The following is a 23,717-nucleotide window of genomic DNA, read 5'->3' as shown; positions in this document are numbered from 1 at the left end:
GCACGGTACGGCACGCCCGCCCACGTCGTCGTTCGCAGCGGCGCGCGCGGGGATGCCCTGCGGGGCGCCGGGGCTGGCGCTGTTGCATCCATCGGGAACCCCGGCCGGCCGCGCGACGGCGGCCCCCGGGCGCCGTCAGCCCCTTGCCGCCCCCGTCGAGCCGGTGCCGCCTTTGTGCGGAAAATCCAACCCCCGGCGGCCTTCGCGGCTCTGGCACCGGGTTTGCTCCAGACCCGGGCATGCGGCGCACGGCCGGCTTCACGCTCGTCGAACTCCTGGTGGTGGTCGCCATCATCGGCACGCTGGCGGCGCTCGCCATGCCGCAGTTCGCGGGCCAGAAGGGCAAGGGCTACGACGCGCGCGTGATGCAGGACGCACGCAACGCGGCCACCGCCGAGGAAGCCTACTACGGCTACACGCTCGGCTACTTCAGCGGCGACTGCTCGCTCATGCCCGGCGTGAATCTCTCGCCCGGCGTGGGCTGCACGGCGACCGGCCTGGGGAACTCGTTCACCATCCGCACGAGCCATCCGCAGGCGACCCGGACCTGCACCTGGACGAGCGACGCGAGCCCGAACCTGAGCTGCTCGTAGACCAGGCCCGCGCCGAGCGCGCCACATTGGTCCGCGCCGCGGCGCGCGCTATAAGCCTTGCCGATGCTCAGCGCCGGCGAGCTGCTCGTCCTGGTGGGGCTGGTGCTCGCGCTCTACGGGGCGCTCCGCCCGCTGCGTCGCTGGCTCGAGGCCCGCATCGCCCGTCTCCTGCGCGGCGGCGCCGCGCGCCGCGCGCGGCGCGTCGTCGTCCTCGAGCGGCGCAGCGACGGGAAGTTCGGGCGGAAGGATGGCCATGACGGATGACGTGCGTGCGAACGCGCCTGCCGTGCTGGCGAGCGGCGCGGTGCTCGGCCTGGTGCTCTTCCTGGTCGCCGCGGTGTGGTCCTCGTTCACCATCATCCAGCCCGGCAACGTGGGCGTGGTCTTCAACCGCTGGTCGGGAGCGCTCAAGACGGTGGGGCAGGGGGTGGCCTGGCGCGTCCCGTGGATCACGCAGGTGCAGTCCTACCCGGTCGCGCTCCGCACCTACACCATGGTGCAGCGGGGCGGCGAGGGCACCGCGCAGGGCGACGATTCGATCGACCTGCCCACGAAAGAGGGGCAGCACATCCGCCAGGACATCTCCGTCACCTACAACACGAGCCACGAGCAGGCGGCCGACGTCTTCCGCTCGTTTCGGGGTGCCGACATCGCCGACATCGAGCGCACCTTCATCCGCCGGACGATCATCACCGTATCGCAGAACGCGGCCGGACAGATGTCGCTCACCGAGCTGATCTCCGCCCAGCGCGGCCAGCTCCAGGCCCGCATCCAGGACGACCTGCGGAACGAGATGAACAAGATGGGCTTCGTGGTCGACAAGGTCAACCTTGGCGCGAGCCACCTGCCCGACATCATCGAGAAGCAGCTGCAGCAGAAGATGGCCGCCCAGCAGCAGGCGCAGCAGGCGGAGTACGAGCTGCAGCGCCAGCAGACGCTCGCCAAGGCGAAGGTGGCGGAGGGTGAGGGCGACGCGCAGGCGACCCTGGTGAAGGCCAAGGCGCAGGCCGAGGCGAACCGCCTCCTCCAGGAGTCGCTCACGTCGCTCCTCATCCAGAACAAGGCGATCGACCGCTGGAACGGCTCCCTGCCCCAGTTCACCGGCGGCGGCGCGGTCCCCTTCCTGAACCTGAAGGACCTCGGCGCGGGCGAGGCGCACGCGGGCACCGGGCGCTGAAGCCCCCCGCGCTTGCGTCGCCCGTGGCGAGCGTGTACCAGCCCATGGAGGTGTGCGGATGACGAGCCCCGACGAGATCCGCCGTCGCATCGAGGCGGCGCTGCCCGGTGCCCAGGTCCAGGTCGAGGACACGACCGGCGCCGGCGACCACTTCGAGGTGCGGGTGCGGACCGCGGCCTTCGCCGGCAAGACGCTCATCGAGCAGCACCAGATGATCTACGGGGTCCTCGGCACCCTCATGCCGGAGATTCACGCGCTGGCGCTGCGCACGGCCGCGGCGTAGGAGAGAGCCCGGATGGCCGACGTACTGGACGACATCGCGCGCGAGGTGAAGGGGAACAACATCGTCGTCTACATGAAGGGGACGCCGAGCTTTCCGATGTGCGGCTTCTCGGCCGCGACGGTGGCGGTGCTCAGGGAGATCGGCGTGCCCTTCAAGGCGATCGACGTGCTCGCCGAGCCGGAGAAGCGCGAGGGGATCAAGCGCTTCTCCAGCTGGCCGACCATCCCCCAGGTGTACGCGGGCGGGAAGTTCGTCGGCGGGTGCGACATCGTGCGTGAGATGCATGCGCGCGGGGAGCTCGCGCCGCTGCTGCGCAGGGCGGTCGAGGGCTGAGAGTCCGAGCGCGGCGCCGTTCAGTCGCGCCGCCTGATCCCGCCGCAGGGCGCGATCCGCCAGCTCTGGGTGAGCCAGTAGTTGGCGAGCTTCTCGTACTCGCTCAAGACGAGCTTGGCGTCGCGGCGGACGCGCCACCAGCGGGCGGCGGTGAAGGCATCGGAGCGCGACGGGCGCATCGCGAGCTCGATGCCCTTGCCGAGGGCCTGGCGGAGGATCAGCCGGGCGCGGCGCGTGTGCGCGCGGGAGGTGACGACGACGAGGCGCCGGACCCCCTGGCGGCACGCCCAGCGCGCGATGGTGCGCGCCTCGCTCTCGGTGCTGACGGCGCGTCGGCGCAGCAGGAGGATGGCGGTCGGCGGGACGCCGAGCTGGCGCAGCGCCGTCACCGTGAGCTCGTCCTCCTCGGGCAGGCGCACGCCGCGGGCGCGCAGCGCCGCCTGGCCGCGTGGCAGGCGCTCGCGCGTCACGACCACGCGCGGCGCGCGCCCGGTGCCGTAGAGGTCGGCCGCCTCGAGGGCCCGGTCGGGGACGGACCCGGCGAGGACGACGATCGCATCGGCGCGGGGCGGGAGCGGGTCGGCCACCACCAGCACGCGCCCGGCGGCGAGGATCGCGGCGACCGCCACGGCCGCGAGCGCGACGGCGACGCCGAGCGCGGCCCGCATGGCGCGGCAGTGTCCGGACCCGGGCTGGGAATGTCAAAGACCGCTGCCGAGCTTTTCGGAGTCGACCTGGCGGGCGCCCGCCCCCCCGGCCGCCCACCCGTCAGCGTGCCAGGATGACGACGCAGGCGTTGGCGCCGCGGCCCACCGTGTGCGCGAGCGCGACGTGCGCGCCGGGCACCTGGCGCGGCCCCGCCGCGCCGCGCAGCTGCCAGGTGAGCTCGACGATCTGGCCGAGTGCCGAGGCGCCGAGCGGCTCGCCCTTCGAGAGGAGACCGCCCGAAGGGTTGACCGGCAGCCGCGAGGTCATCTCGCCGCCGCCGTCGCGCACCCAGCGCCCGCCGCCGTGCTTCGCGCACAGGCCGAGCTCCTCGGCGGCGAGGATCGCGCGCGCGGCGTCCGTGTCCTGCAGCTCGACCACGTCGAGGTCCGCGGGGCCGAGGCCGGCCTCGGCCCAGGCGTCGGCGGCCGCCATCTCGGTGGGTGTCGGGACCCCGTCCTCGGCCAGGCCGGAGAGCGGCGTGTGCTCGCCCAGCACCGAGCCGGCGTGGTGCGAGCGGAGCGCCGCGGCGGCCACGCGCACGGGTGTGGGCCGCGCCGAGAGCACGACGGCCGCGGCGCCCTCGTTGGGCGCGCACAGCATGAGGAGCCGGAGCGGCTCGCATACGACCGGGGAGGCCAGGATCTCCTCCACCGAGAGCGCTCTTCGGTACATCGCGTGCGGGTTCGCGACCCCGTGGCGGTGGTTCGTGGCCGACACGCGCGCCAGGTCCTCGAGCCGGACGTCGCTCTCGACCATCAGGCGCTGGGCGCGGAGGGCGAAGTAGGCGGGCGTGGCGGCGAGCCCCGCCTCCTCGCGCCACGGCTCGAAGAAGCTCGAGCGGATGATGCCGCGCGGCATCTTCTCGAGCCCGAAGACGAGCACGCAGTCGTGGCGCCCGCTCGCCACCTGCGCCGCGCCGAGGGCGAGCGCCGCGCCGCCGCTCGCGCAGCCCGCCTCGACGTTCACGATCGGCACGCCGCAGAGGCCGAGCGCCGTCAGCACCTTGTGCCCGGCGGCGACGCCGCTGTAGACCGTCCCGCAAAACGCCGCTTGGAAATCGCCGCGCCTCAAGCCGGCGTCGGCCAGCGCCGTGCGCACCGCCTGGGCGCCGAGCGCGGTGACGCTCTTCTCCGGGAAGCGCCCGAAGGAGTGGATGCCCACGCCGGAGATGTAGACCGGCCTCACCGCCCCTCCGGACGGAAAGCGTAGGAGAGGACGAGCCGTCCCTCGTCGTCGGTGAAGAGCGGCTCGACGACCAGACGCATCGACAGGCCCGGCCGCAGCCGCTCGGGCCGTGCCTCGGTGAGGCGCGCGATCACGCGCAGGCCGCCCGCGAGTTCGACGACCCCGAAGCCGTAGGGCATCTCGCCCCGGTAGCCGGGTGGCCGCGTCTGCACCGCGGTGTAGAGGCAGAGCCGGGCCTCGGGTCCGACGCGCATCTCGAGGCAGCCGTCGGCGGCGCAGTATGGACACACCGGCCCCGCCGGGAAGTGCGGCTTACCGCACGCGGGGCAGCGCGCGGTAAGGAGGCGCGGCCCGTCCGCGTCGGTTACGAACAGGCCGTCGACGATGGCGCGCGCATCCGCCATGGGCGTCTGTCTATCACGACGCCCGCTCACCACACACGGGTGAGGGCCTGGCTCCGGCCTCAGCCGCGGAACGGCTTCCCCCAGCGATCGAGGAACGCCACCTCCTCGACCGGCTTCCGCCGCGTCGCGCCGAAGCGATCGACCGGATAGCCGAGCGGGACGAGGGCCACTGCCTCGACCCCCGCCGGAATGTCGAGGACCGCCTTGAGCGCGGGCTCGAAGGTGCGGTGGAGCGTGGTGAGCGTCGCGCCCAGGCCGAGCGCCCGTGCGGCGAGGAGGACATTCTGTACCGCCGGGAAGATCGAGGCGTAGGCGGCAAGCGGCGAGCGGAGCGAGCAGTCCGGGCCGGCGAGCGGACCGAGCTGGCGGTGGTCGAGGCAGCAGACGATCAGGACGGGGGCCGCGGCGAAGTTGAGCGCGAGGTCGCGCACCCCGCGCATCATGCGCGCGTAGTGCGGACGGTCGCGCACATCGCGGTCAGCGTCGGCCGCAGCGGTGAACTGCTCGGCCGCCTCCCAGGCGGCGCGATAGCGCTCGCCGATCGCGGCGCGGGCCCGCTCGTCGCGCACCACGACGAAGAACCAGGGCTCCGCGCCGCGCGCCGAGGGCGCGCGCGTGGCGGCCGCGATCACACGGCGGATGGCGGCGTCCGGCACCGGATCGGAGCGGAAGCGGCGTAGCGCCCGCTGCGTGTCGACGACGGTGAAGAAGTCGAGCGGCCCGGCCATGCTACGGATCCATAGGCCAAGCCCGGCGCGGCCGCTACCGCGCCGGCGAGAAGCGTCGGGGTGGGGGAGGGCGGTCGGGCCGCCGGGAGGCCGGGCGTCTGGACGGCCGCACCCGCCTTCGACCCCAGCGTCGCGCTGGCTGGCTAGCCCGCCGGCTCGAGCGCGGCCTCGACCTTCGGCGTGCCGAGCCCGTGCCAGTCCGTGAAGAAGCTGCCCTCCCGGGGCCGGAGCTTGAAGGCGTTGCCGAGCAGCGCCTCGGGGCTGAGGATACGCAGCCCCTTCCCCCACGCGGCGACGAAGCCGCGCGGGTACTCGTAGAAGGCCCCCTCCAGGAAGCGCAGCGGCAGCGCCCTCCCCTTGAGATCGTAGGTGGGCAGGTCGCCGATCAGCTCGCAGGGCCCGCACGCGACCGGCGCGTTGAGCCAGTCGTAGCTGCTGACGAGCTTGGTCGTGGCGAGCTTGTAGCCGGACTTCTGGATGTCGACGCGATACGTGTTGTCGCGGCGCAGCCGCACGGTGGCCGGCGTCGTGACGGTGTACTGCTTGGTCGGGTCGAGGTAGTTCGTTCCGCGCTCGGAGAGCGTCGGCATGATCGTGGCCGTCGCGCCCGGGGGATTCGATTCGAGAGCGACCTCCTGATACGGCCCGTGCAGCAGGGTCGCGCAGCCGCCGAGCAACGCGAGTACGGACGCCAGGAAGAGCGGTTCCCGTCTCATGGCCTACCTCCTGCCGGTCCACCCGACCGGCGCCAGCGATTACTTCTTGCTGCTGTTGCCGAGCACCGTGTCCTTGAAGGTCTTCGCGACCGAGAAGCCAACCTTCTTGCGCGCGGGAATCTTGATGGGCTCGCCGGTTTGCGGGTTGCGCCCCATGCGCGCCTTCATCTTGCGCAGGCGGAAGATGCCGAGGCCCGGGATCTTGACCGATTCGCCCTTCTTCACGGTCTTGACCACGGTATCGATGATGGACGCGAGGATCTCGTCGACCTGCTTGCGGCTGGCGCCGGTCCCTTCGGCGAGTTTCGCCACCAATTGTGCCTTCGTCATCAGACCTCCTGGGGGGGTGGAGAGCGGCGCGACCTTACGGCACCCGCCATGCGGGTGTCAAGGAAACCCACGTCTACCAAGGGCTCGGCGCGCGCACGGCCGGTGCGCGCGGGACGTGGTGATGCGCGCGGGCAGGGGGCGTGGCCGCCGTCTCCGCTCCTCGGGTCCCGGGTGCGCGGGCGTGCCGGCGCAGAGGCGCTGCGCCGGCGGCCCCGCGGCCATACCCGCGGGTCGCTACCGTCCCGGCGCACGGGCGACCAGGCACCTGCTCAGGGCGGGTCGTCCCTCGCCCTGGGCCGGGGCGATCGTGCGGTGGGGGTTCTTGCAGGCGCGCAGTGCGCGCTCCCGGGCGCGTGCGATCATGCAGGCTTGCCGGTCCCGGGCGTGCAGGACCGCCGCAGTGGCCGTTGATATTCTTGGAGAATCACGGAGTTCCGTGGCACTCAAATTGCACACCGTCAAGCCGCCCGCGGGCAATCTGTGAACGAGACCGGTACACCGAGCGACGGCGTCCGTGACCGCTTGGAGCGCATCCTCGCCTCCTACGAGGAGATGGATCGGCGCTTCTCGGCGGCCGGCGGGGTCGGCAGCCTCCTCAACCTCTACGAGCAGGTCCGGCGGGAGCTCGAGCGCGTCTCCTTCGAGGAGCTCGATCGGATGACCCTCGAGATCAAGACGTTGATCGAGGCCCTGCTCAAGATGGACTACGAGCTTCGCAAAGTCCACAACTTGAAGCTCGCCTTCGAGACCAGGCCGCCGGGCGCGGGGCCGCTCGGATGAGCGGAGCGCGGGTCCAGGCATCCGCCATGGTGTCGCGTGCTTGCGCGACCCATGCTTGCAACTCTGCAGGGGCCCCTCCTAGAATGCCTCGGGCGGCATGCCGCGGGAGTTGATGGGCATGTCGGGCGGGGTGGTCACCACCGGCTCGCGTAGCTCCTCCCTCCACCGGTTCGCGGCCAGGCGAGCAGAGGGCGGTGGCGCGGACCCCCCCGCCGCGTTCGCCGGATCGCTCGCAGCCATGTCAGCCAACAAGCTCCCCGGCCCCGAGGGCCCCGTGAAGCTCGGCCCGCTCGTCACGCGGCCGCCGCTGCTCCGCGCCGAGCACGGCACGCCGGTGTTGGTGCAGGAGAAGGTGCTGGCCGAGATCGCGCACGAGCTCGGGAACTTCTTCCACAAGCTCTACTACTGGTCCGACTACCTCAAGCAGAAGCCGGCCCCGAAGTCGGCGGACTCGACCGCGGCGCAGATGCTCGAGCGCACGATCAAGAACCTCGAGGACTTCTTGAGGGTCTCGCTCGACTACTTCCATCCCACGCAACTCTCCTTCACCCGCATGGCGGTGAGGGATCTCCTCGAGGGGCTGCTCTTCCAGGTGCGCGCGCAGCTGAACGGCACGTCGGTCATGGTGTCCGAAGGCGACGCGTGGCCGAGCGAGGGCGGCGGGGTGCTCATCGATCCGGGGCACCTCTCGCGCGCCTTCGAGGTGGCGGTGCGCCAGCTGACGAGGCAGGTGGGATCCGCGTCGAGCATCGCCGTCACCATCGAGCGCAGTGCGCGCCGCGAGCGTGCCGGGCTGGAAGTCGGCTTTCATCTCCGCCTGCCGAACGAGGCCTCGCCGCTCTTCCGCACCGCGGAGGCCGGGATCGAGTGGGCGGTGGCCCAGAAGGTCGTGGGTTTGCACGGCGGAGAACTCCTGGAGCGTGACGGGGGTCCGGAGGAGAAGAGCCTGGTGATCTTCCTTCCGCTGTGCCCCTGAACCGAGGTCGGGCAATGGAGACACGCATTCTCATCGTGGACGACGATCCCTTCATCTGCCGCCAGCTCGAGGAGCTGTACTCCTCGCAGCAGTACGCGGTGGCGAGCGTGCCGAACGCGCTCGAGGCGCTGCGCCTGCTGCAGGAGCACGAGTTCTCGCTCGCGGTCGTGGACCTGAAGATCCCGGGTACCGACGGCATCGGCCTCACGCGCGAGATCCGCGACCGCTGGCCCGACCTCGACGTGATCATGATCACCGGCTACGCCAGCATCAAGGGCGCCGTCGAGGCGATCAAGCAAGGTGCGAGCGACTACATCACCAAGCCGTTCCAGAAGGAGGAGATCCTCCTCGCCACCGAGAAGATCCTCGAGAAGCGCCGCCTGCTCGACGAGATCAGCTACCTCCGCAGCCAGCTCTCCGACCGCTACTCGTTCGCCAACATGGTGAGCCGCAACCGGGTCATGCACGAGATCTTCGAGACCATCGGCGTGCTGGCGCAGAACGATGCCACCGTCCTCATCTACGGCGAGTCGGGGACCGGCAAGGAACTGGCCGCCCGCGCCATCCACTTCCAGGGCAAGCGCAAGGGCGGCCGCTTCGTCGCCATCAACTGCGCCGCCTTCCCGGACACGCTCCTCGAGAGCGAGCTCTTCGGCTACGAGCGCGGCGCGTTCACGGGTGCGGTCCACGACCGGGTGGGGAAGATCGAGCTCTCCACCGCCGGCACGCTCTTCCTCGATGAGATCGAGTCGATCTCGCTCAACATGCAGCTCAAGCTCCTGCGCGTCCTCGAGGAGCGCGAGGTCGAGAAGCTCGGCTCGAACCGCCGCATCAAGGTGAACATGCGGATCATCACGGCTACCAACATGGAGTTGGCGCAGGCGGTGGCCGAGGGCCGGATGCGCGAGGACTTCTACTACCGCATCAACGTGGTGCCGATGCGCATCCCACCGCTGCGCGAGCGCATCGAGGACATCCCACTCCTGGTCGGCGAGTTCCTCCGCAACAGCGAGATGGCGCGCGAGAAGGGCATCAACCGGGTCTCGAACAAGGCCCTCTCGCAGCTCATGAGCTACGCCTGGCCGGGCAACGTGCGCGAGCTCGGCAACGTGGTCGAGCGCGCCATCCTGCGCACCAGCGGCGCCGTCATCCGCGAGGTCGACCTGCCCGGGCACAGCGGCGTCGGCAAGGAAACGGGGAACGGCAACGGCCGCCATGCCGGCTACGACTACGAGGTGCCGCTCAAGGAGTACCTGCGCCGCGCGGAGAAGGACTACCTCGCGCGCGTGCTGCGCAAGTACCGGGGCGGCATCAACCTCTCCGCCAAGCACGCGCTCGTCGACGCGGCGACACTGCACCGCAAGATGAAGCTCCACGGGCTCAGGCGCGAGGAGTACCGGCTGCGCGGCAAGGTCGAAGGGCCAGAAGCGCTGGCGAGCGGCAGCTGAGCGTCCCGCGCGAGACCCCCCTCTCCGACGCGCCGGCGGATCCGGCCCACGCGAGCGAGATCGAGGAGCGACGTTCGTCTGCGGCGGGTGCAGGGCCCGCTTCCCGATCATCGCGGGCGCGCCGCGGCTGATCGGCCCCGCGCTTCTCGGCCAGATCGCGCGGCCCTACCCCGGCCCTTAGCCCTCGGGAGGGCAGGCGCCGGTTCGGGAGCGCACCTGCACGACGGATGCAGGGATGCGAGAGAGAGGTCGGATTCCGGATACGCGTCGCAGGGCAAAAGCGTCGGAAAATCAAGAACCTCGGCTGCAGCTGGGGCGTCTTCGTGGCACTGAAATTGCTCTCCGAGCCGGCTCCGTATGCCTGCCCCTGCACCGCTCTCGGTTGCTCGCGGTCAGGACCGTCAGTGGTACGTGGCCCGCACCAAGGTGCGGAAGGAAGACTACGCGGTGCAGCAGCTCGAGCGGCGCGGGGTCGCGGTCTTCCTGCCCCGCATCCTCGAGTGGGGGCGTGACGAGGTAGCGCCCCTCTTTCCGGGCTACCTCTTCTTACACATCGCGCTCCTCGAGCACTACTACCGAGTGGTCTGGACGCCCGGCGTGCGCAGCTTCGTCGCCTTCGGCGCGACGCCCACCCCCATCCAGGACAGCGTGATCTGGTTCATCGCCGCCAGTGCGGGCGAAGGGGGTGTCATCCGACCGCTCGCGCCGTTCAGGGCGGGGGATCGGGTGCAGATCAAGAGCGGCCCGCTCGCGGGGTTGATCGCGGTCGTGCAGCGGCCCTGCTCCGGGCGCGGACGGGTGCAGATTCTCCTCGACTTTCTCCGGCAGGGCGCAACCGTCGAACTGCCGGTCGAGCTGGTGGACCGCGTGTGATGGCCACGCGCCAGCGGGCGCGGTGACACGCTGGGGGAGATGAAGGATCGGCAACGAATTCCCGCCAGGGCGGGCATCGGCGGAGCTATCGACGCCGGAATGGACGGCGGGATGGCGACGGTCCGGCTGCTCGGACGCGTGCTCGGGTTGGCCGCGTTCGTGCGGGCATTCGTCGCCTGCGGCCACCACGCCGCGCACGCCTGGGCCCCATACCGCTACGTTCGCTATGCCGCCAAGACGAAGCGCATCGTTTCCCTTGCACATTGAGGAGACCGCCGCCGCTGCTCGCGCGCAGGCCGTCGATCGGCGCGCCACCCGCCTCGCCCTAGCGGCGTGGGCGGCGGCCGTCTACCTGATCTACTGGCTCGGCTACCTGGGGCCTCGATGACCTCCCTCGTCCTCCTCGTGCCCGCGCTCGCGGCCGCGGCTGCGGCGGGGCTCCTCGCGCTGCGCGCTCTCCGCGCGTTGCCCGCCGCCCGCGCCGAGCACCTGCTCGCCGGGCTCGCGTTCGGGCTCGGTCTCGCGGGCATCGCGGCCCTGGGACTCGCCGTCGCGGGCCGGCTCCGCTCGACGCCGATCGCACTCCTCGGCGCGGCCGCCCTGGTCGCCGGCGGCCGCGACCTCGTGCGGGCCTGCCGCGCCCTCGACCCGGGCGTGCTGAGGCGCGCCTGGCCGCTCGTCCTCGTGTCCGCGCTCGTCCTCGCCGCCGAGGTGCCCACGATGCTGGCGCCCCCGGTGGGCGGCGACCAGACGAAGTACCAGCTCGTCTACCCGCGCCTCTATGCCCTCGCCGGCGGCCTCGTGCCGACGCCGTGGAGCTTCTGGGGGCACGTGCAGTTCCTCCCCAACTTCGTCTTCGCGCTCGGCTTCGCGGCCAGCGGCGAGGTGCTCGCCCGGCTGCTGAACGGCACCCTGGGTGTCGCCGCCGCCCTCGCGCTCGCCACGCTCGCCGGCCGGCATCTCGCGCCGCGCGCGGGAGCGGTCGCGGGTGCGCTCTTCTTCACCCTGCCGATCTCCTGGTCGCTCATGACCCACGCCGGCGTGGACCTGGCCGTCGTCCTCTATGCGGCGCTCGCGACCACGGCCTTCCTCGCCTGGGTGGCCGACGGGAGCGGAGCGGACCTCCGCCGGGCCGCGCTCATGGCGGGGCTCGCGGGCGGGAGCAAGCCGATGGGGCTCCTGGTGCCGGCGTTGCTCGGCGCGGGACTGCTCGCCGTGCTCGCCCGGCGTGCCGAGCCGGCGCGCCGCCGCGTGCGCCCGGCGCTCGCCTTCGGCCTGCTCGCGCTTCTCGCCGCGAGTCCCTGGTACGTGCGCAACGCGGCCGAGACGGGGAACCCGATCTATCCCTTCGGGTACTCCGTGTTCGGCGGGCGACACTGGTCGAGCGCGGCGAGCGAGTACCTCCGCGACTACTACCGGCAGTACCAGACGACCTGGGCCGAGCGGCGCGAGGGCACGCCCTACGCGGGGCTCGAGGTGGTGAGCGTCCCGTGGGACCTCACCATGCATCCGGACTCGTTCGAGAACGGCGCGCGGCAGAGCATGGACGTGAGCCCGTTCGCATTCGCCTTCGCCCCCGCGGTCCTCCTCGTACGCCGGCGGCGGTTCGCGGTGCTGGCCACCGCCGCGCTCGGCCTCGGCTACGCGGGCATCGTGGCGGCGGCGGCGTGGGCGCACCCGCGCTACGTCTTGCCCGGCCTGGCCCTCGTGTTGGTCGCCGGGGTGCCGGCGGCGCGGGCGCTCCTCCCGCGCCGGCTCTTCGCGGCGGCCGTCGCGCTCACCATCGCCGGCAACCTGGCCCTCACGACCGGCCTCCTCCAGCCGCTGTGGCCCGACCAGGTGCGGGTCGCCGCCGGACTGCTCGCGCCGGCGGAGTTCCTCCGTCGCCACTCCGCGCGCTTCGCGTTCTGGGAGCGCGCCAACGCCGAGGTGCCGGCCGCGGGGCTCGTGCTGGTGCTGGAGAAGATCCCGCATCCGTACTACATCGAGCGCCCCTTCGTGCTCGGGAGCTACCTGGAGCAGGGCCTGCTCGACTACCGGACGCTCGTCACCCCCGAGGCGCTGGCCGCGGCGGCGCACGGCCTCGGCGTGACGCACGTCGCGATCCAGCTGGCCGGGCTCGAGGCGGCCGGCGACCCCTTCGAGGCATCGGTCGCGCGCCTGTGGCGTGGCTTCCTCATCGAGGAGTGCGATCCGCCCCTGGTGCGCGAGGGCGGCTACGCCCTCTACACGCTCAGGGCCGAGACAGGGCCGACGGCGCTGGCCGCAGCCGCCACGATTACCCGGACGGACTCCTGTGTGCTGTCCGAGGCCACCACCGCTGTCACGCCGGGATTGCGGCCCTCCGCCGCGTCCGATAGAAACGCGCGCCTGCGGGATGGCGTTCTCGAAGGTGCTCATCGTCGGTCTCGACTCGGCCGTACCCACGCTCGTCTTCGACCGCTGGCGGAGCCAGCTGCCGACGCTTGCGGGCCTGATGGCGCGCGGTGCACACGGCCGCATGCTGAGCACGCATCCACCCATCACGGTGCCGGCCTGGACTTCGATGATGTCGAGCCGCGACCCGGGTGAGCTCGGCTTCTACGGCTTCCGCAACCGCAAGGACCGCTCCTACGACGGCTACGCCTTCGCGAGCTCGGCCCAGGTGAAGGCGCCGCGCATCTGGGACTGGCTCGGGCAGGCCGGCCTGCACACGGTCGTCCTCGGCGTGCCGCAGACCTACCCGCCGTCGGCCGTGAACGGCGAGATGGTGACCTGCTTCCTCACGCCCTCGACGAGGAACGAGTACACCTACCCGCGGGCGCTCAAGGCCGAGGTCGAGCGGGTGACCGAAGGTTACGTGCTCGACGTCGAGGACTTCCGCACCGCGGACAAGGCGGGGCTCTTGCAGCGCGTGTACGAGAAGACCGACAAGCACCTCCGGCTCGGGAAGCACCTCCTGCGCACGCGCTCCTGGGACTTCTTCATGCTGGTCGAGATGGGCGTCGACCGCATCCAGCACGGCTTCTGGAGCCACATGGACCCGGCGCACCCCAAGCACGAGGCCGGGAACCCCTTCGAGCACGCGATCCGCGACTACTACCGCCACGTGGACGCGGAGCTGGCCGAGCTGCTCGCCCTCTGCCCGGCCGACACCCTCGTGCTCGTCGTCTCCGACCACGGCGCCAAGAAGATGGACGGCGGCATCTGCTTCAACGAGTGGCTGATGCGCGAGGGCTACCTGACGCTCGCCAACCGGCCGTCGAAGCCGACGCCCATCGGCCAGGCGGCGATCGACTGGACTAAGACCAGGGCGTGGGGCGACGGCGGCTACTACGGGCGCCTGTTCATGAACGTAAAGGGGAGAGAGCCGGCGGGGACGATCGACCCCGCGGACTACGAGCGCGTGCGCAGCGACCTCGTGGCCGGCATCGAGGCGATCTCGGACCCGAGCGGGCGCACCATCGGCTGCAAGGCGTACCGGCCCGAGGACCTCTACCGCAGCGTCAACGGCGTCGCGCCCGATCTCCTCGTCTACTTCGGCGACCTCGACTGGCGCTCGGTCGGCGCGGTCGGGATGGGCGGCATCCACACCTTCGAGAACGACACGGGGCCGGACGAGGCCAACCACGACTGGCACGGCATCTTCATCCTCTCGACGGCGGGCGCCGAGGCCCCTCTCCGCGGCCGGCTGCCCGACGTGTCGATCTACGACATCGCACCGACGGTGCTCCGCCTGATGGGACAGCCCCTGCCCGACGGGCTCGTGGGCAGGCCGCTCCACTGATGCGCACGGTCGCGGTCGACATCCTGACCGGCTTCCTCGGCAGCGGGAAGACGACGCTCCTGCGTCACGTGCTCGAGCACGGGCTCCGCGGGAAGCCCGTCGCGGTCATCATGAACGAGATCGGTGAGGTCGGGATCGACGGCAGGGTCGTCACCGGCCTCGCGAACGTCGAGAAGATGGTCGAGCTGACGAGCGGCTGCATCTGCTGCTCGATCGACGACTATCGCTTCGACCTGGCGATCCAGGAGATCATCGACACCGCGAAGCCGCACCTCATCGTCATCGAGTCGACGGGGCTCGCCGACCCCGAGCCGCTCGCCTACCGCGTGAAGAGCGCGGGCCTCGGGCTCGACGCGGTCGTCACCGTGGTCGACGCGGCCAACGTCGAGCGGCAGCTCGACGAGACCCGGGTGGCGCGGGCACAGATCGAGGCGGCGGACTTCCTGGTCGTGAACAAGCTCGACCTGGTCGCCGCGGCCGCCGTGGCGCGGCTCGAGCGCCGGCTGGCGAAGCTGAACCCGCGCGCCGAGCAAATGCGGACCGTGCGCGGCGCGATCGACAGCGACGTGCTCTTCGCGACCGGGGTCGCGGCCTTCCGCGACCGCGCCCGCGCGGGCTTCGACCACCTGCACGCCGACGGCATCGGCAGCTTCCTCTACCGCTCCCGGCTGCCGCTCCGCCAGGAGACGTTCGAGCGCCTGCTCCGCCGCCTGCCCGCCGACGTCCTGCGCGCCAAGGGCATCGTGCGCTTCGCGGGCCGCGACTGGCAATGCCTCTTCAACTACACCTGCGGCCGCCACGAGCTCACCTGGGTGAAGCTCGACGACGGGGTGGGGGAGAGTCAGGCCGTGTTCATCGGCCGGGACATCCGGCGCCACCAGCGCCGGATCGAGGCCGCGCTCGCCGCCTGCGAGACGGGCGAGGAAGTCAGAGCCCCGCATGGCTGAGCGCCGCCGGGACGCCCCCGCGCCGCCCGCGCCCGAGCCCGCTGATGGCGCCGCCTACTCCGATGATTGGGAGACCCTCCCCGAGGAGTAGGGCGCTGCGGACCCTCGGGGTGGCGATCGCCCTGCTGGCGATCGTGGTCGGCTGCGGCGACGGGCAGGAGGCCGGGCGCCGCGGGCCGCGGCTGGTGATCCTCGGCTTCGACGGCGTCGACCCGCGGCTCCTCTCGCGCTGGATGGAGGAAGGGAAGCTGCCCCGCCTGCGGGCGCTCGCCGAGCGCGGCGACTACCGCCCCCTCGCCTCGACCAACCCGCCGCAGTCGCCGGTGGCGTGGACCACGTTCGCGACTGGCACCCGCCCCGCCCGCCACGGTATCTTCGACTTCATCGAGCGTGACCCGGCGACGTACCTCCCCGACGTGGGCACGGGCGGAGTACGGCCGCCGCGGTACTGGCACGGCGTCGTCCAGTCCGCGCCGGCCCGGGGGTACACGCGCCGGCGCGGGGTGCCCTTCTGGGAGGTGGCGGCCGAGCATGGGGTGCACGCGGTCGTGCTGCGCGTGCCGTACGCGTTCCCGCCCGACCCGGTGCCGGGCGGGCGCATGCTCTCGGGCCTCGGCGTCCCGGACCTCCTCGGCACGAACAGCACCTTCTTCTACCTGGCGAGCGACCTGGCCGCCGACGGGAAGGGCGATCCGGGCGGCGGGCGGCTGGTGGCGCTCCGGGTGACGGGCGACGCGGCGCGCGCGGACGTGCCCGGGCCGGCCGATCCGCGCGGCGGCGGCCGGCCGGCGCTCAGCATCCCGGTCCGCTTGCGCGTCGACCGCGAGCGTGACGCGGTGACGATCGACTTCGCCGGGCGCGAGACCCGCGTCGGGCGCGGCGGCTGGAGCCCGTGGCTCGCCTTTCGCGTCCCCGTGGTCGCACCGCTCGGGCTCCCGCTGGTCGCGCTCGACGGGCTCTGCCGCTTCCACGTCCTCTCCCTCGACCCGCTGCGGGTCTACCTGTCGCCGCTCAACTACGCGCCGGCCCACCCCTTCGCCGCGATCAGCGCGCCCGGTGCGTTCGCGGGCGAGCTCGCCGGGGCGCTCGGGCCCTACAAGACGGTCGGCTGGTCGGAGGACACCTCGGCGCTCAACGCCGAGCGCGTGGACGAGCAGGCCTTCCTCGACGACCTCGACCAGACCATGGACGAGGTGCGCGCCTCGACGCTGCGCGAGCTCGCACGCCCGGACTGGGACCTCCTCGTCTCGGTCTTCACCCAGACCGATCGCGTGGCGCACATGTTCTACCGCTTCCTCGACCCGGCCCACCCCCGCTACGACGCCGTGCTGGCGGCGCGCTTCGGCGATGCGGTGCAGCGCGTCTACCAGCGTATGGACGGCGTCGTGGGCGAGGTGCTCGAGCGGCTCGGCCCCGAGGCCGTGCTGCTCGTCCTCTCCGACCACGGCTTCCACAGCTACCGGACGGGCCTGAACGTGAACACCTGGCTGCGCGACCGCGGCTACCTGGTGCAGGCCGCCGCCGCGCCCGGCGCGGAGAAGGAGGACTTCTTCCCCGGCGTCGAGTGGACGAAGACGCGCGCCTACGCGCTCGGCACGGGGCAGATCTACGTGAACCTGCGCGGCCGCGAGGGGCACGGGATCGTCGCGCCGGGCGCGGAGTACGAGGCGCTCCTCGACGCCATCGCGCGCGGGCTCGAGGCGGAGGTCGATCCCTCGACCGGGGAGCGCTTCGTCGCCAGGGTCTACAAGGGCCCCGAGATCTTCCCGGGCGCGCCGCCGGAGCGCATGCCCGACCTGCAGATCGCCTTCCGCGACGGCTACCGCACCTCGTGGCGGACGCCGCTCGGCGGCATCCCCGGGGACCTGTTCGAGCCGAACTGGAAGAAGTGGAGCGGCGACCATGCCGCCTCCGACGTGGCGGACACGCCCGGCGTCATCCTGGCCTCGCGCCGCCTCGAGGCCGAGGATCCGGCGATCGTGGATCTCGCGCCGACGGCGCTCGCCTTCTTCGGCGTGCCCGTGCCGTCCGAGATGGAGGGGCACGCGCTCCTGGCGGCAGCGCGGTGACGAACGCGAGGACACGCGCGCTCGGCGCGGGTCTGGCCGGTGGCCTCGTAGCGGGCGCGGCGGTGGGTGCGGCCGAGGCGCTGGCGGTGTGGGGGCACGCGCACGGCCCGGGCGAGCTGCCCGCGCTCGGCTGGGCGCTCGCCGCCTACGGCACGGTGGGCGCCGGGCTCGGGCTCGGCGGGGGCGTCCTGGCGGCCGTCGTCGGCACCGACGGCTTCGGTCTCGCGCTTGCCGGCGTGGGCACAGCGCTCGCCTTCGCCGTCGCCCGCTTCCGCGTGATCCGCGACGTGCTCCTCGAGCAGGTGCCGCGCGGGCTCGTGCCGCTCGTCGTCCAGGTGGGCGCGCTCGCCCTAGCGGCCCTCGCCGCGGTCCTCCTCTGGCGCGCGCTCCGCGGCGCGGACGAGCGGCGGGCGGCGCTCACCCGCCCGGGAGCGGCCGCCCTCGTGGTAGCACTCCTCGTCGCGGCGTGGGCGGGTGGGACATCCACCATCCCGGCGCCGGGGCCGGCACCCGCCCCGCCGCGGGCGGCGGCGCCGGCCGGGGCGCCGAACGTCGTCCTCGTCATGGTCGACACGCTGCGCGCCGACCACCTCTCCTGCTACGGCTCGACCGCCGTCAGGACGCCGCACATCGATGCGCTCGCCGCCGACGGCATGCGCTGGGCCAACACCTTCGCGCAGGCGTCGTGGACGCGGCCCTCGGTGGCGACCATCCTGACCGGCCTCTACCCGTCGTCGCACGGCGCCATGCACAAGGCCGACCGCCTGCCCGATCGCGTCGACACGCTGGCCGAGGTGCTCGGGCGCGGCGGCTACCACACCGTCGGCTTCGCCGACAACGCGAACATCTCCGAGGCCTTCAACTTCCAGCAGGGCTTCGACGAGTACCGCTACCTGGCGCCCGACCTCTTCTTCGGCGCGAGCGAGGCGGCCGCGCAGCTCGCGCTCTACAGCGGGCTCCGTCTGGTGCGCGAGCGCTTCGCCGCCCGCTCCGTGGACGTGCATCATTACTACCAGCCGGCCGAGGTGGTAACCGCGGCCGTGCGCGGCTGGCTCGATCGGAGCGCGGGCGTCGAGCCGTTCTTCCTCTTCGCCCACTACATGGACCCGCACGATCCCTACTGCGCCCATCCCTTCGACGGCGAATGCCGGGCGCGCGTCGCCAACCCGAACCCCCCACCCGCGCTCGCCGAGAAGCTCCACCATCTCTACGCGGGCGAGGTGGCGTACCTGGACGAGCACCTGGGCGTGCTGTTCGACGACTTGAAGCGCCGCGGGCTCTACGACCGGACGCTCGTCGTCCTCACCTCCGACCACGGCGAGGAGTTCCACGAGCACGGCGGCTGGTGGCACGGGACGACTCTCTACGACGAGCAGATCCACGTGCCGCTCATCGTGAAGCCGCCCGGGGCAGACAGGCTGCCCCCGGCCGGCGAGGCCGGCCGCGTGCTGGACGAGCTCGCAACCAGCCTCGACATCGCCCCGACCATCATCGCGGCGGCGCATCTCGCGCCGCTCGCCGCGATGCAGGGGCATGCCCTCCCGCTCGACGGGGGCGCCGCGGCGGCGCGGCAGAGCACGTTCGCCGAGGAGGATCTCGAGGGCAACGTCCTGCGGGCGGTGCGCACGCGCGAGTGGAAGCTGATCACCGCCAATGCGGGGAACCCGCGCGGCCTCGCCCCCGAGGAGCTCTACGACCTCCCGCACGACCCCGGCGAGCACCGGAACGAGGTCGCGAGCGCGCCGGCCGAGGCGGAGAAGATGCGCGCCGAGCTGGGCGAGTCGGTGCTCGAGGCGCGCGCGCACGCAGGGGGGGCGGAGCCGGGGCAGATGGACCCCGCGACGAGGGAGCGTCTCGAGGCCCTCGGCTACGTCACGAAGGACGGGAAGTGACGCGCCTCCTCGTGATCGGCCTCGACGGGGCGACGCTCGACCTGATCCGGCCGTGGGCGGCCGCCGGCCGGCTCCCGGTCCTCTCACGCCTGATGGACGCGGGCGCCTGGGGCCCGCTCCGCTCGACCATCCCGGCGGCGAGCTTCCCGGCCTGGACCTCGCTCGTCACCGGCGTGAACCCGGGTCGCCACGGCGTCCTCGACTTCACGGAGCGGGTGCCGGGCACGTATCGCGTGCGCTTCGTGAACGGCAGCTACCGGCGGGTGCCCGCGCTCTGGACGCGGCTGTCGGCGGCCGGGCGCCGGGTCGCGGTGCTGACCGTGCCGGCCACCTATCCGCCCGAGCCGGTCGACGGCGTCATGGTGAGCGGCTTCGACAGCCCGCTCGCGACCGCGATCGACGGCTCCTTCGTGCACCCGCGTGCGTTCTACCGCGACATCCGGCGCCTCGTCGGCCGGGTGCCGTTCGCCGACTTCCAGGAGGTCACGACGGGGCCAGGCTGGCACACGGGCGCGCTCGCGCGGCTCCTCGATGGGGTCGAGCGCCGCACGAAGCTCGCCGCGTGGCTGCTCGAGCGCCAGCGTCCGGACGCGCTCATGGTCGTGTTCGGCGAGTCGGACACCGTGGCGCACCACTTCTGGCGCTTCCACGACCCGCGCTCGCCGCGCCACGCGCCGAGCCCGTTCGCCGGTGCGATCGCGCGCGTCTACGAGGCGCTCGACCGGGCCGTGGGTGCGCTCCTCGCCGCGGCGCCGCCCGACGCCGCGGTCGCGATCGTGTCCGATCACGGGAGCGGAGGCGCGAGCGACCGCGTCGTCCACCTGAACCGGCGGTTGGCGGAGTGCGGGCTTCTCGGGTTCCGCCGGGCGAGCCGGGGCCGCCTGGCCGGGCTGGTGCGCGCCGCGGCGCTCCGGGCCGTGCCGCGGCGCCTGCAGGGCGCGCTCGTGCGCCGGGCGCCGGCGGCGGCGGGTCGCCTCGAGGGTCTGCACCGTCTGGCGGGCATCGAGTGGAGCCGCACGCTCGCCTACGCCGAAGAGCTCGACTACCACCCGAGCGTGTGGCTGAACCTCCGCGGCCGCGAGCCCGAGGGTGTCGTCGACCCGGCCGCCTACCGGGCGACCCGCGGGCGGGTCGCGGCCGCTCTCGCCGGCTGGCGCGACGAGGCCGGCCGCCCGGTCGTCGAGCGCGTGTGGCGGCGCGAGGAGCTCTACGCGGGGCCATTCGTCGGGCGTGCGCCCGACCTCGTGCTCGAGCTCGCGCGGCTGGACGGGTACAGCCCGTCGTGCCTGCGCAGTGTGGGGCCGGGCCCGGCGCTCCGCCGCCTCGCACCGGCCGAGCACGGCGGCGGCAAGGGCCGCGGCATGAACGGCGCCCACCGCCGGGACGGCCTCTTCATCCTGGCCGGCGCGGGCGTGCGTCGGGCCGGCGAGCTCGGGCCCGCGGACATCGTCGACGTCGCTCCGACGGTCCTCGCCCTCGCGGGCGAACCGGTGCCCGCCGGCCTCGACGGGCGGCCGATCGCCGCCGCGCTGGACGCCGAGCCCCGCTCGGCGCCCGATCCGCTCGCCGACACGGCGCCCGCTCTTCGGCCCTTCGACGACGACGAGACGCGCGACCTCGAGGCGCGGCTCGCCGCGCTCGGCTACCTGGAGCCCGGGAGGACGTCCGAGTGACGGACTCCCAGCCCTGATGCGCATCGCGCTCGTCCTCGCCGGCCCGTATCCGGATCTGCGCGGCTCTCAGGTGCTGGTACGGCAGCTCGCCGATGGTATCCGCGGTCGCGGGCACGCCGTCCACCTCGTCACCTACGGCGCGGTGGCGAGCGGCCGGCCCGGGCCGCGCCCGGCGCGCCTCGCCCGCGATGTCGTACTCGTGGCCCGCCTCTGGCGCACCGTGCGCCGCGAGGCGATCGACCTGATCCATGCGCACAACTACGAGGCGGCGATCGCGGGCCTGGTGGTCGGCCGGGCGGCGAGCTGCCCGGTGGTGTACCACGGCCACACCGCGCTCGCCGAGGAGCTGCCGCTCTACTTCCGCGCCCGGCTCGCGCGGCGGCTCGCGCGCCGGGTGGGACTCCTCCTGGATGCGCACGTCCCGCGCCGCGCCGACTTCTGCATCGCGGTCACCGCGGAGCTGGGCGAGATGCTGCGCCGGCGGGGCGTGACCGCGGGCGACCTCGCCTGCATCGCCCCCGCCGCCACGCCGGGCGCCGCCGCCCACCGGCCGCGGACGGACCCGAACGGGCTCGTGTGCTACGCGGGCAACCTCGACGGCTACCAGAACCTGGGCTTCCTCCTCGCGAGCTTCGCGCGCGTGCGGGCGCGGGTGGCTGCGGCTCGCCTCGTGCTCGTGACGCACGCCGCGCCCGGGGCGCTCGAGCGCACCCTCGGCCCCGGGGTGGAGATCGTGCGCGCCGCGTCCTACGATGAGGTCCGGGCGCGGCTCGACGCGGCCGACGTGGCGGTCTCGCCGCGCAGCGAGCGCGCCGGCTTCCCGATGAAGCTCCTCAACTACATGGCCGCCGGCAAGGCAATCGTCGCCTCGGCCGGGTCCGCGAAGTGCCTCCGCGACGGCGTCACCGGCCGGGTCGTCCCCGACGGGGACGAGGCGGCGTTCGCGGCCGCCGTGGTCGAGCTGCTCTCCGACGCGGGGGCGCGCGCCCGGCTCGGTGCCGCCGCCCGGCGCGCGGTCGAGGACGCGCGGGCGTGGGAGACGGTCCTCGACCGGATCGAGGCGATCTATCGCAACGTGCTGGCGGCGCGGCGCGCCGCCGGTCCGGAGCTTGCCGCGAGCGCGCCGGACGGGTTCGGGGTCGCCGCGCCGACGGAGTGAGCGGAATGGCGTTTCGGCCACGGGTCGCGATCACCATGGGGGACGCGGCCGGCATCGGTCCCGAGATCATCGTCAAGTCGCTCGCCGATCATTCGGTCACGGCCAGGGCCATCCCGCTCGTCCTCGGCGACGCGCGCGTGCTCGAGCGGGCGATGGAGGCAACGCGGGTGCGCCTGCCGATCCGGACGCTGGCGCGGCCGGCGGAGGCCGGGGGGCGCCCGGGCATGATCGAGCTGATCGACTACCGCAACGTCGACGTCGCCGAGCACCGCTGGGGCGAGACGCGCCCCGCCTTCGGCGCGGCCGCCGTCCACTACACGCGCGAAGCGGGGCGGCTCGCCCTCGCGCGCGAGATCGACGCCATGGTCTCGGCGCCGCTCAACAAGGAGGCGATGCACGCGGCCGGCTACGCCTACGAGGGGCAGACGGAGATCCTGGGCGAGCTGACCGCGACCAGGCCGGCCATGCTCCTCCTCCTGGGGAAGATGCGCGTCATGCTGTTCACGAACCACATGGCGCTGCGCGCCGTGTGCGACTACGTGCGCAAGGACCGCGTGCTCGACCGGCTCGTGCTGGCCGACGCGGCGCTCCGCGACCTGGGCATCGCGCGGCCGCGGCTCGCGGTCGCGGGACTCAACCCGCACGCGGGCGAGGAGGGCGCCTTCGGCAGCGAGGAGCGGGACGAGATCGTACCCGCGATCGCGGCGGCGCGCGCACGCGGCATCGATGCCCAGGGCCCGTTCCCGGCGGACACCGTCTTTCTCAGGGCACGCGACGGCGCCTTCGACCTCACCCTCGCGCTCTACCACGACCAGGGGCTCATGGCCGTGAAGCTGCTCGGCTTCGGCAAGGTGGTGACGCTGCTCGTCGGGCTGCCGCTCATCCGGACCTCGACCGGGCACGGGACGGCCTTCGACATCGCGGGCAAGAACATGGCCGACCACCGGAACCTCCTCGAGGCGATCCGCGTCGCCGCCGAGATCGCGCTCGCGCGCCGCGGCGCGGCCGAGCCGGGGCTCGCCGCCGCGTACGGGAGGGCGGCGTGACGGCGGGCGCTCGGGAGGAGGGCTCCTCACCCTCTGGAGCCACCCCGGAACGCACGTCGATGCGCCGCACGACGTCCTCGCCGACGGCCCTCGGCAAGTTCCCGGAGCTCGGCGGGGCGCCCGCCCGCGCCGTGCTCCGCGCCTGAGAGTCTAACTTACATGGATGCGTTGCGTGTTCTCGCCGACGACCTCACCGGGGCCTGCGATGTCGGGGCCGAGCTCCTCCCGGGGGGCGGCGGGGTCGTGGTGCAGCCGGCGCTCGAGGCGCGGGGGCCCGGGCCGCGCGGCGCGACGTGCGTGCGCAACACGCAGAGCCGCACGCTCGCGCCGGCGGACGCGGCGCGCCGGGTCGCGGCGGTGCTGACCGACGTGGGCCCGGGCTGGGCGGGGCTGGTGCTCAAGAAGATCGACCCGGGGCTGCGCGGGCCGCTCGGCGCCGAGATCGACGCCGCCATGGACGCGCTCGGCCTGGACGAGGCGTTCGTGCTGCCCGCCATCCCCGAAGTCGGCCGCACCACGCTCGCGGGACGGCAGATGATCGGGGGCAACGAGTACACCCCCGACCACGGCCGGCGAGCGCGTCTGCGCTTGCGACGCCCCCATCCGCTGCGTAGAGTCGCCTCACGGTGAG

General features: G+C 73.1%; 25 protein-coding genes. 19 read left to right on the top strand and 6 right to left on the bottom strand.

The features are described from left to right. Positions 1-239: 239 nt before the first annotated feature. The 5 genes from E6J59_13100 to grxD all read left to right on the top strand — a co-directional run bounded on the left by E6J59_13100 (position 240) and on the right by grxD (position 2,386). The gene (locus tag E6J59_13100; GenBank protein ID TMB19015.1) at positions 240-593 is read left to right on the top strand and encodes a type II secretion system protein; all 354 of its coding nucleotides are present in this window, start codon (positions 240-242) and stop codon (positions 591-593) included. A gap of 63 nt (positions 594-656) precedes the next feature. After that, entirely contained in the window at positions 657-857 is a 201-nt protein-coding gene (locus E6J59_13095; protein ID TMB19014.1) for a hypothetical protein, read from the top strand. Next, positions 841-1,770, top strand: coding sequence for a prohibitin family protein (locus E6J59_13090; GenBank protein ID TMB19013.1), 930 nt, complete (start codon positions 841-843; stop codon positions 1,768-1,770). The genes E6J59_13095 and E6J59_13090 overlap by 17 nt, the downstream gene beginning before the upstream one ends. Positions 1,771-1,828: 58 nt before the next feature. Then, positions 1,829-2,053, top strand: a complete 225-nt coding sequence (locus tag E6J59_13085) for a BolA family transcriptional regulator (GenBank protein TMB19012.1) — start codon at positions 1,829-1,831, stop codon at positions 2,051-2,053. Between the two features lie 12 nt (positions 2,054-2,065). Continuing rightward, entirely contained in the window at positions 2,066-2,386 is a 321-nt protein-coding gene (grxD, locus tag E6J59_13080; GenBank protein TMB19011.1) for a Grx4 family monothiol glutaredoxin, read from the top strand. A gap of 20 nt (positions 2,387-2,406) precedes the next feature. On the opposite strand, the gene E6J59_13075 is transcribed toward grxD, so the two are convergent. The 6 genes from E6J59_13075 to E6J59_13050 form a co-directional block, all read right to left on the bottom strand. Next, on the bottom strand, positions 2,407-3,054 hold the full coding sequence (locus E6J59_13075) for a YdcF family protein (protein TMB19010.1): 648 nt from the start codon (positions 3,052-3,054) through the stop codon (positions 2,407-2,409). A gap of 100 nt (positions 3,055-3,154) precedes the next feature. Then, positions 3,155-4,279, bottom strand: a complete 1,125-nt coding sequence (locus E6J59_13070; protein ID TMB19009.1) for a thiolase family protein — start codon at positions 4,277-4,279, stop codon at positions 3,155-3,157. Next, positions 4,276-4,683, bottom strand: coding sequence for a DNA-binding protein (locus E6J59_13065; GenBank protein ID TMB19008.1), 408 nt, complete (start codon positions 4,681-4,683; stop codon positions 4,276-4,278). Before E6J59_13065 ends, E6J59_13070 begins: the two co-directional genes overlap by 4 nt. Positions 4,684-4,742: 59 nt before the next feature. Further along, complete coding sequence (locus tag E6J59_13060) at positions 4,743-5,411, bottom strand: nitroreductase (GenBank protein ID TMB19007.1); 669 nt, start codon at positions 5,409-5,411, stop codon at positions 4,743-4,745. A 143-nt stretch (positions 5,412-5,554) separates the two neighbouring features. Then, on the bottom strand, positions 5,555-6,127 hold the full coding sequence (locus tag E6J59_13055; GenBank protein TMB19006.1) for a hypothetical protein: 573 nt from the start codon (positions 6,125-6,127) through the stop codon (positions 5,555-5,557). Positions 6,128-6,166: 39 nt separating this feature from the next. Further along, on the bottom strand, positions 6,167-6,457 hold the full coding sequence (locus E6J59_13050) for an HU family DNA-binding protein (protein TMB19005.1): 291 nt from the start codon (positions 6,455-6,457) through the stop codon (positions 6,167-6,169). Between the two features lie 522 nt (positions 6,458-6,979). Between E6J59_13050 and E6J59_13045 the strand changes: the two genes are divergently transcribed. The 14 genes from E6J59_13045 to E6J59_12980 all read left to right on the top strand — a co-directional run bounded on the left by E6J59_13045 (position 6,980) and on the right by E6J59_12980 (position 23,716). Beyond that, a complete protein-coding gene (locus E6J59_13045; GenBank protein ID TMB19004.1) occupies positions 6,980-7,237 on the top strand; it encodes a hypothetical protein in 258 nt (85 codons plus the stop codon). Positions 7,238-7,475: 238 nt separating this feature from the next. Continuing rightward, entirely contained in the window at positions 7,476-8,213 is a 738-nt protein-coding gene (locus tag E6J59_13040; GenBank protein TMB19003.1) for a HAMP domain-containing histidine kinase, read from the top strand. 14 nt (positions 8,214-8,227) lie between these two features. Beyond that, the gene (locus tag E6J59_13035; GenBank protein TMB19002.1) at positions 8,228-9,661 is read left to right on the top strand and encodes a sigma-54-dependent Fis family transcriptional regulator; all 1,434 of its coding nucleotides are present in this window, start codon (positions 8,228-8,230) and stop codon (positions 9,659-9,661) included. Positions 9,662-10,018: 357 nt separating this feature from the next. Then, the gene (locus E6J59_13030; protein TMB19001.1) at positions 10,019-10,534 is read left to right on the top strand and encodes a hypothetical protein; all 516 of its coding nucleotides are present in this window, start codon (positions 10,019-10,021) and stop codon (positions 10,532-10,534) included. Positions 10,535-10,573: 39 nt separating this feature from the next. Further along, positions 10,574-10,801, top strand: coding sequence for a hypothetical protein (locus E6J59_13025; GenBank protein TMB19000.1), 228 nt, complete (start codon positions 10,574-10,576; stop codon positions 10,799-10,801). A gap of 117 nt (positions 10,802-10,918) precedes the next feature. Continuing rightward, entirely contained in the window at positions 10,919-13,105 is a 2,187-nt protein-coding gene (locus E6J59_13020) for a hypothetical protein (GenBank protein ID TMB18999.1), read from the top strand. After that, entirely contained in the window at positions 12,912-14,300 is a 1,389-nt protein-coding gene (locus E6J59_13015; GenBank protein TMB18998.1) for a phosphodiesterase, read from the top strand. The genes E6J59_13020 and E6J59_13015 overlap by 194 nt, the downstream gene beginning before the upstream one ends. Then, on the top strand, positions 14,300-15,247 hold the full coding sequence (locus E6J59_13010; protein ID TMB18997.1) for a GTP-binding protein: 948 nt from the start codon (positions 14,300-14,302) through the stop codon (positions 15,245-15,247). The genes E6J59_13015 and E6J59_13010 overlap by 1 nt, the downstream gene beginning before the upstream one ends. Before the next feature lie 44 nt (positions 15,248-15,291). Continuing rightward, the gene (locus tag E6J59_13005; protein ID TMB18996.1) at positions 15,292-17,316 is read left to right on the top strand and encodes a phosphodiesterase; all 2,025 of its coding nucleotides are present in this window, start codon (positions 15,292-15,294) and stop codon (positions 17,314-17,316) included. Next, on the top strand, positions 17,313-19,208 hold the full coding sequence (locus E6J59_13000) for a hypothetical protein (protein TMB18995.1): 1,896 nt from the start codon (positions 17,313-17,315) through the stop codon (positions 19,206-19,208). The genes E6J59_13005 and E6J59_13000 overlap by 4 nt, the downstream gene beginning before the upstream one ends. Continuing rightward, entirely contained in the window at positions 19,205-20,881 is a 1,677-nt protein-coding gene (locus tag E6J59_12995; protein TMB18994.1) for a hypothetical protein, read from the top strand. Before E6J59_13000 ends, E6J59_12995 begins: the two co-directional genes overlap by 4 nt. A gap of 16 nt (positions 20,882-20,897) precedes the next feature. After that, the gene (locus E6J59_12990; GenBank protein TMB18993.1) at positions 20,898-22,040 is read left to right on the top strand and encodes a glycosyltransferase family 4 protein; all 1,143 of its coding nucleotides are present in this window, start codon (positions 20,898-20,900) and stop codon (positions 22,038-22,040) included. A gap of 5 nt (positions 22,041-22,045) precedes the next feature. Further along, positions 22,046-23,086 (top strand): 4-hydroxythreonine-4-phosphate dehydrogenase PdxA, encoded by a 1,041-nt coding sequence (pdxA, locus tag E6J59_12985; GenBank protein ID TMB18992.1) that lies wholly within the window; start codon positions 22,046-22,048, stop codon positions 23,084-23,086. A 159-nt stretch (positions 23,087-23,245) separates the two neighbouring features. After that, a complete protein-coding gene (locus E6J59_12980) occupies positions 23,246-23,716 on the top strand; it encodes a four-carbon acid sugar kinase family protein (GenBank protein TMB18991.1) in 471 nt (156 codons plus the stop codon). Position 23,717: the final 1 nt, after the last annotated feature.

Source organism: Deltaproteobacteria bacterium, assembly GCA_005879795.1.
Classification (GTDB): Bacteria; Desulfobacterota; Binatia; order DP-6; family DP-6; genus DP-6.
This window is presented reverse-complemented; position numbering and strand designations above follow the sequence as displayed.

What these genes read in the sequence shown, in the direction of transcription:
- E6J59_13005 (TMB18996.1), top strand. Translation starts at nt 15,292, where the DNA reads ATGGCGCCGCCTACTCCGATGATTGGGAGACCCTCCCCGAGGAGTAGG.
- E6J59_13095 (TMB19014.1), top strand. Translation starts at nt 657, where the DNA reads ATGCTCAGCGCCGGCGAGCTGCTCGTCCTGGTGGGGCTGGTGCTCGCG.
- E6J59_13065 (TMB19008.1), bottom strand. Translation starts at nt 4,683, where the DNA reads ATGGCGGATGCGCGCGCCATCGTCGACGGCCTGTTCGTAACCGACGCG.
- E6J59_13015 (TMB18998.1), top strand. Translation starts at nt 12,912, where the DNA reads ATGGCGTTCTCGAAGGTGCTCATCGTCGGTCTCGACTCGGCCGTACCC.
- E6J59_13040 (TMB19003.1), top strand. Translation starts at nt 7,476, where the DNA reads ATGTCAGCCAACAAGCTCCCCGGCCCCGAGGGCCCCGTGAAGCTCGGC.
- E6J59_12990 (TMB18993.1), top strand. Translation starts at nt 20,898, where the DNA reads ATGCGCATCGCGCTCGTCCTCGCCGGCCCGTATCCGGATCTGCGCGGC.
- E6J59_13035 (TMB19002.1), top strand. Translation starts at nt 8,228, where the DNA reads ATGGAGACACGCATTCTCATCGTGGACGACGATCCCTTCATCTGCCGC.
- E6J59_13060 (TMB19007.1), bottom strand. Translation starts at nt 5,411, where the DNA reads ATGGCCGGGCCGCTCGACTTCTTCACCGTCGTCGACACGCAGCGGGCG.
- E6J59_13020 (TMB18999.1), top strand. Translation starts at nt 10,919, where the DNA reads ATGACCTCCCTCGTCCTCCTCGTGCCCGCGCTCGCGGCCGCGGCTGCG.
- E6J59_13085 (TMB19012.1), top strand. Translation starts at nt 1,829, where the DNA reads ATGACGAGCCCCGACGAGATCCGCCGTCGCATCGAGGCGGCGCTGCCC.
- E6J59_13010 (TMB18997.1), top strand. Translation starts at nt 14,300, where the DNA reads ATGCGCACGGTCGCGGTCGACATCCTGACCGGCTTCCTCGGCAGCGGG.
- pdxA (TMB18992.1), top strand. Translation starts at nt 22,046, where the DNA reads ATGGCGTTTCGGCCACGGGTCGCGATCACCATGGGGGACGCGGCCGGC.
- E6J59_12980 (TMB18991.1), top strand. Translation starts at nt 23,246, where the DNA reads ATGGATGCGTTGCGTGTTCTCGCCGACGACCTCACCGGGGCCTGCGAT.
- E6J59_13055 (TMB19006.1), bottom strand. Translation starts at nt 6,127, where the DNA reads ATGAGACGGGAACCGCTCTTCCTGGCGTCCGTACTCGCGTTGCTCGGC.
- E6J59_13050 (TMB19005.1), bottom strand. Translation starts at nt 6,457, where the DNA reads ATGACGAAGGCACAATTGGTGGCGAAACTCGCCGAAGGGACCGGCGCC.
- grxD (TMB19011.1), top strand. Translation starts at nt 2,066, where the DNA reads ATGGCCGACGTACTGGACGACATCGCGCGCGAGGTGAAGGGGAACAAC.
- E6J59_13030 (TMB19001.1), top strand. Translation starts at nt 10,019, where the DNA reads ATGCCTGCCCCTGCACCGCTCTCGGTTGCTCGCGGTCAGGACCGTCAG.
- E6J59_13075 (TMB19010.1), bottom strand. Translation starts at nt 3,054, where the DNA reads ATGCGGGCCGCGCTCGGCGTCGCCGTCGCGCTCGCGGCCGTGGCGGTC.
- E6J59_13025 (TMB19000.1), top strand. Translation starts at nt 10,574, where the DNA reads ATGAAGGATCGGCAACGAATTCCCGCCAGGGCGGGCATCGGCGGAGCT.
- E6J59_13090 (TMB19013.1), top strand. Translation starts at nt 841, where the DNA reads ATGGCCATGACGGATGACGTGCGTGCGAACGCGCCTGCCGTGCTGGCG.
- E6J59_13100 (TMB19015.1), top strand. Translation starts at nt 240, where the DNA reads ATGCGGCGCACGGCCGGCTTCACGCTCGTCGAACTCCTGGTGGTGGTC.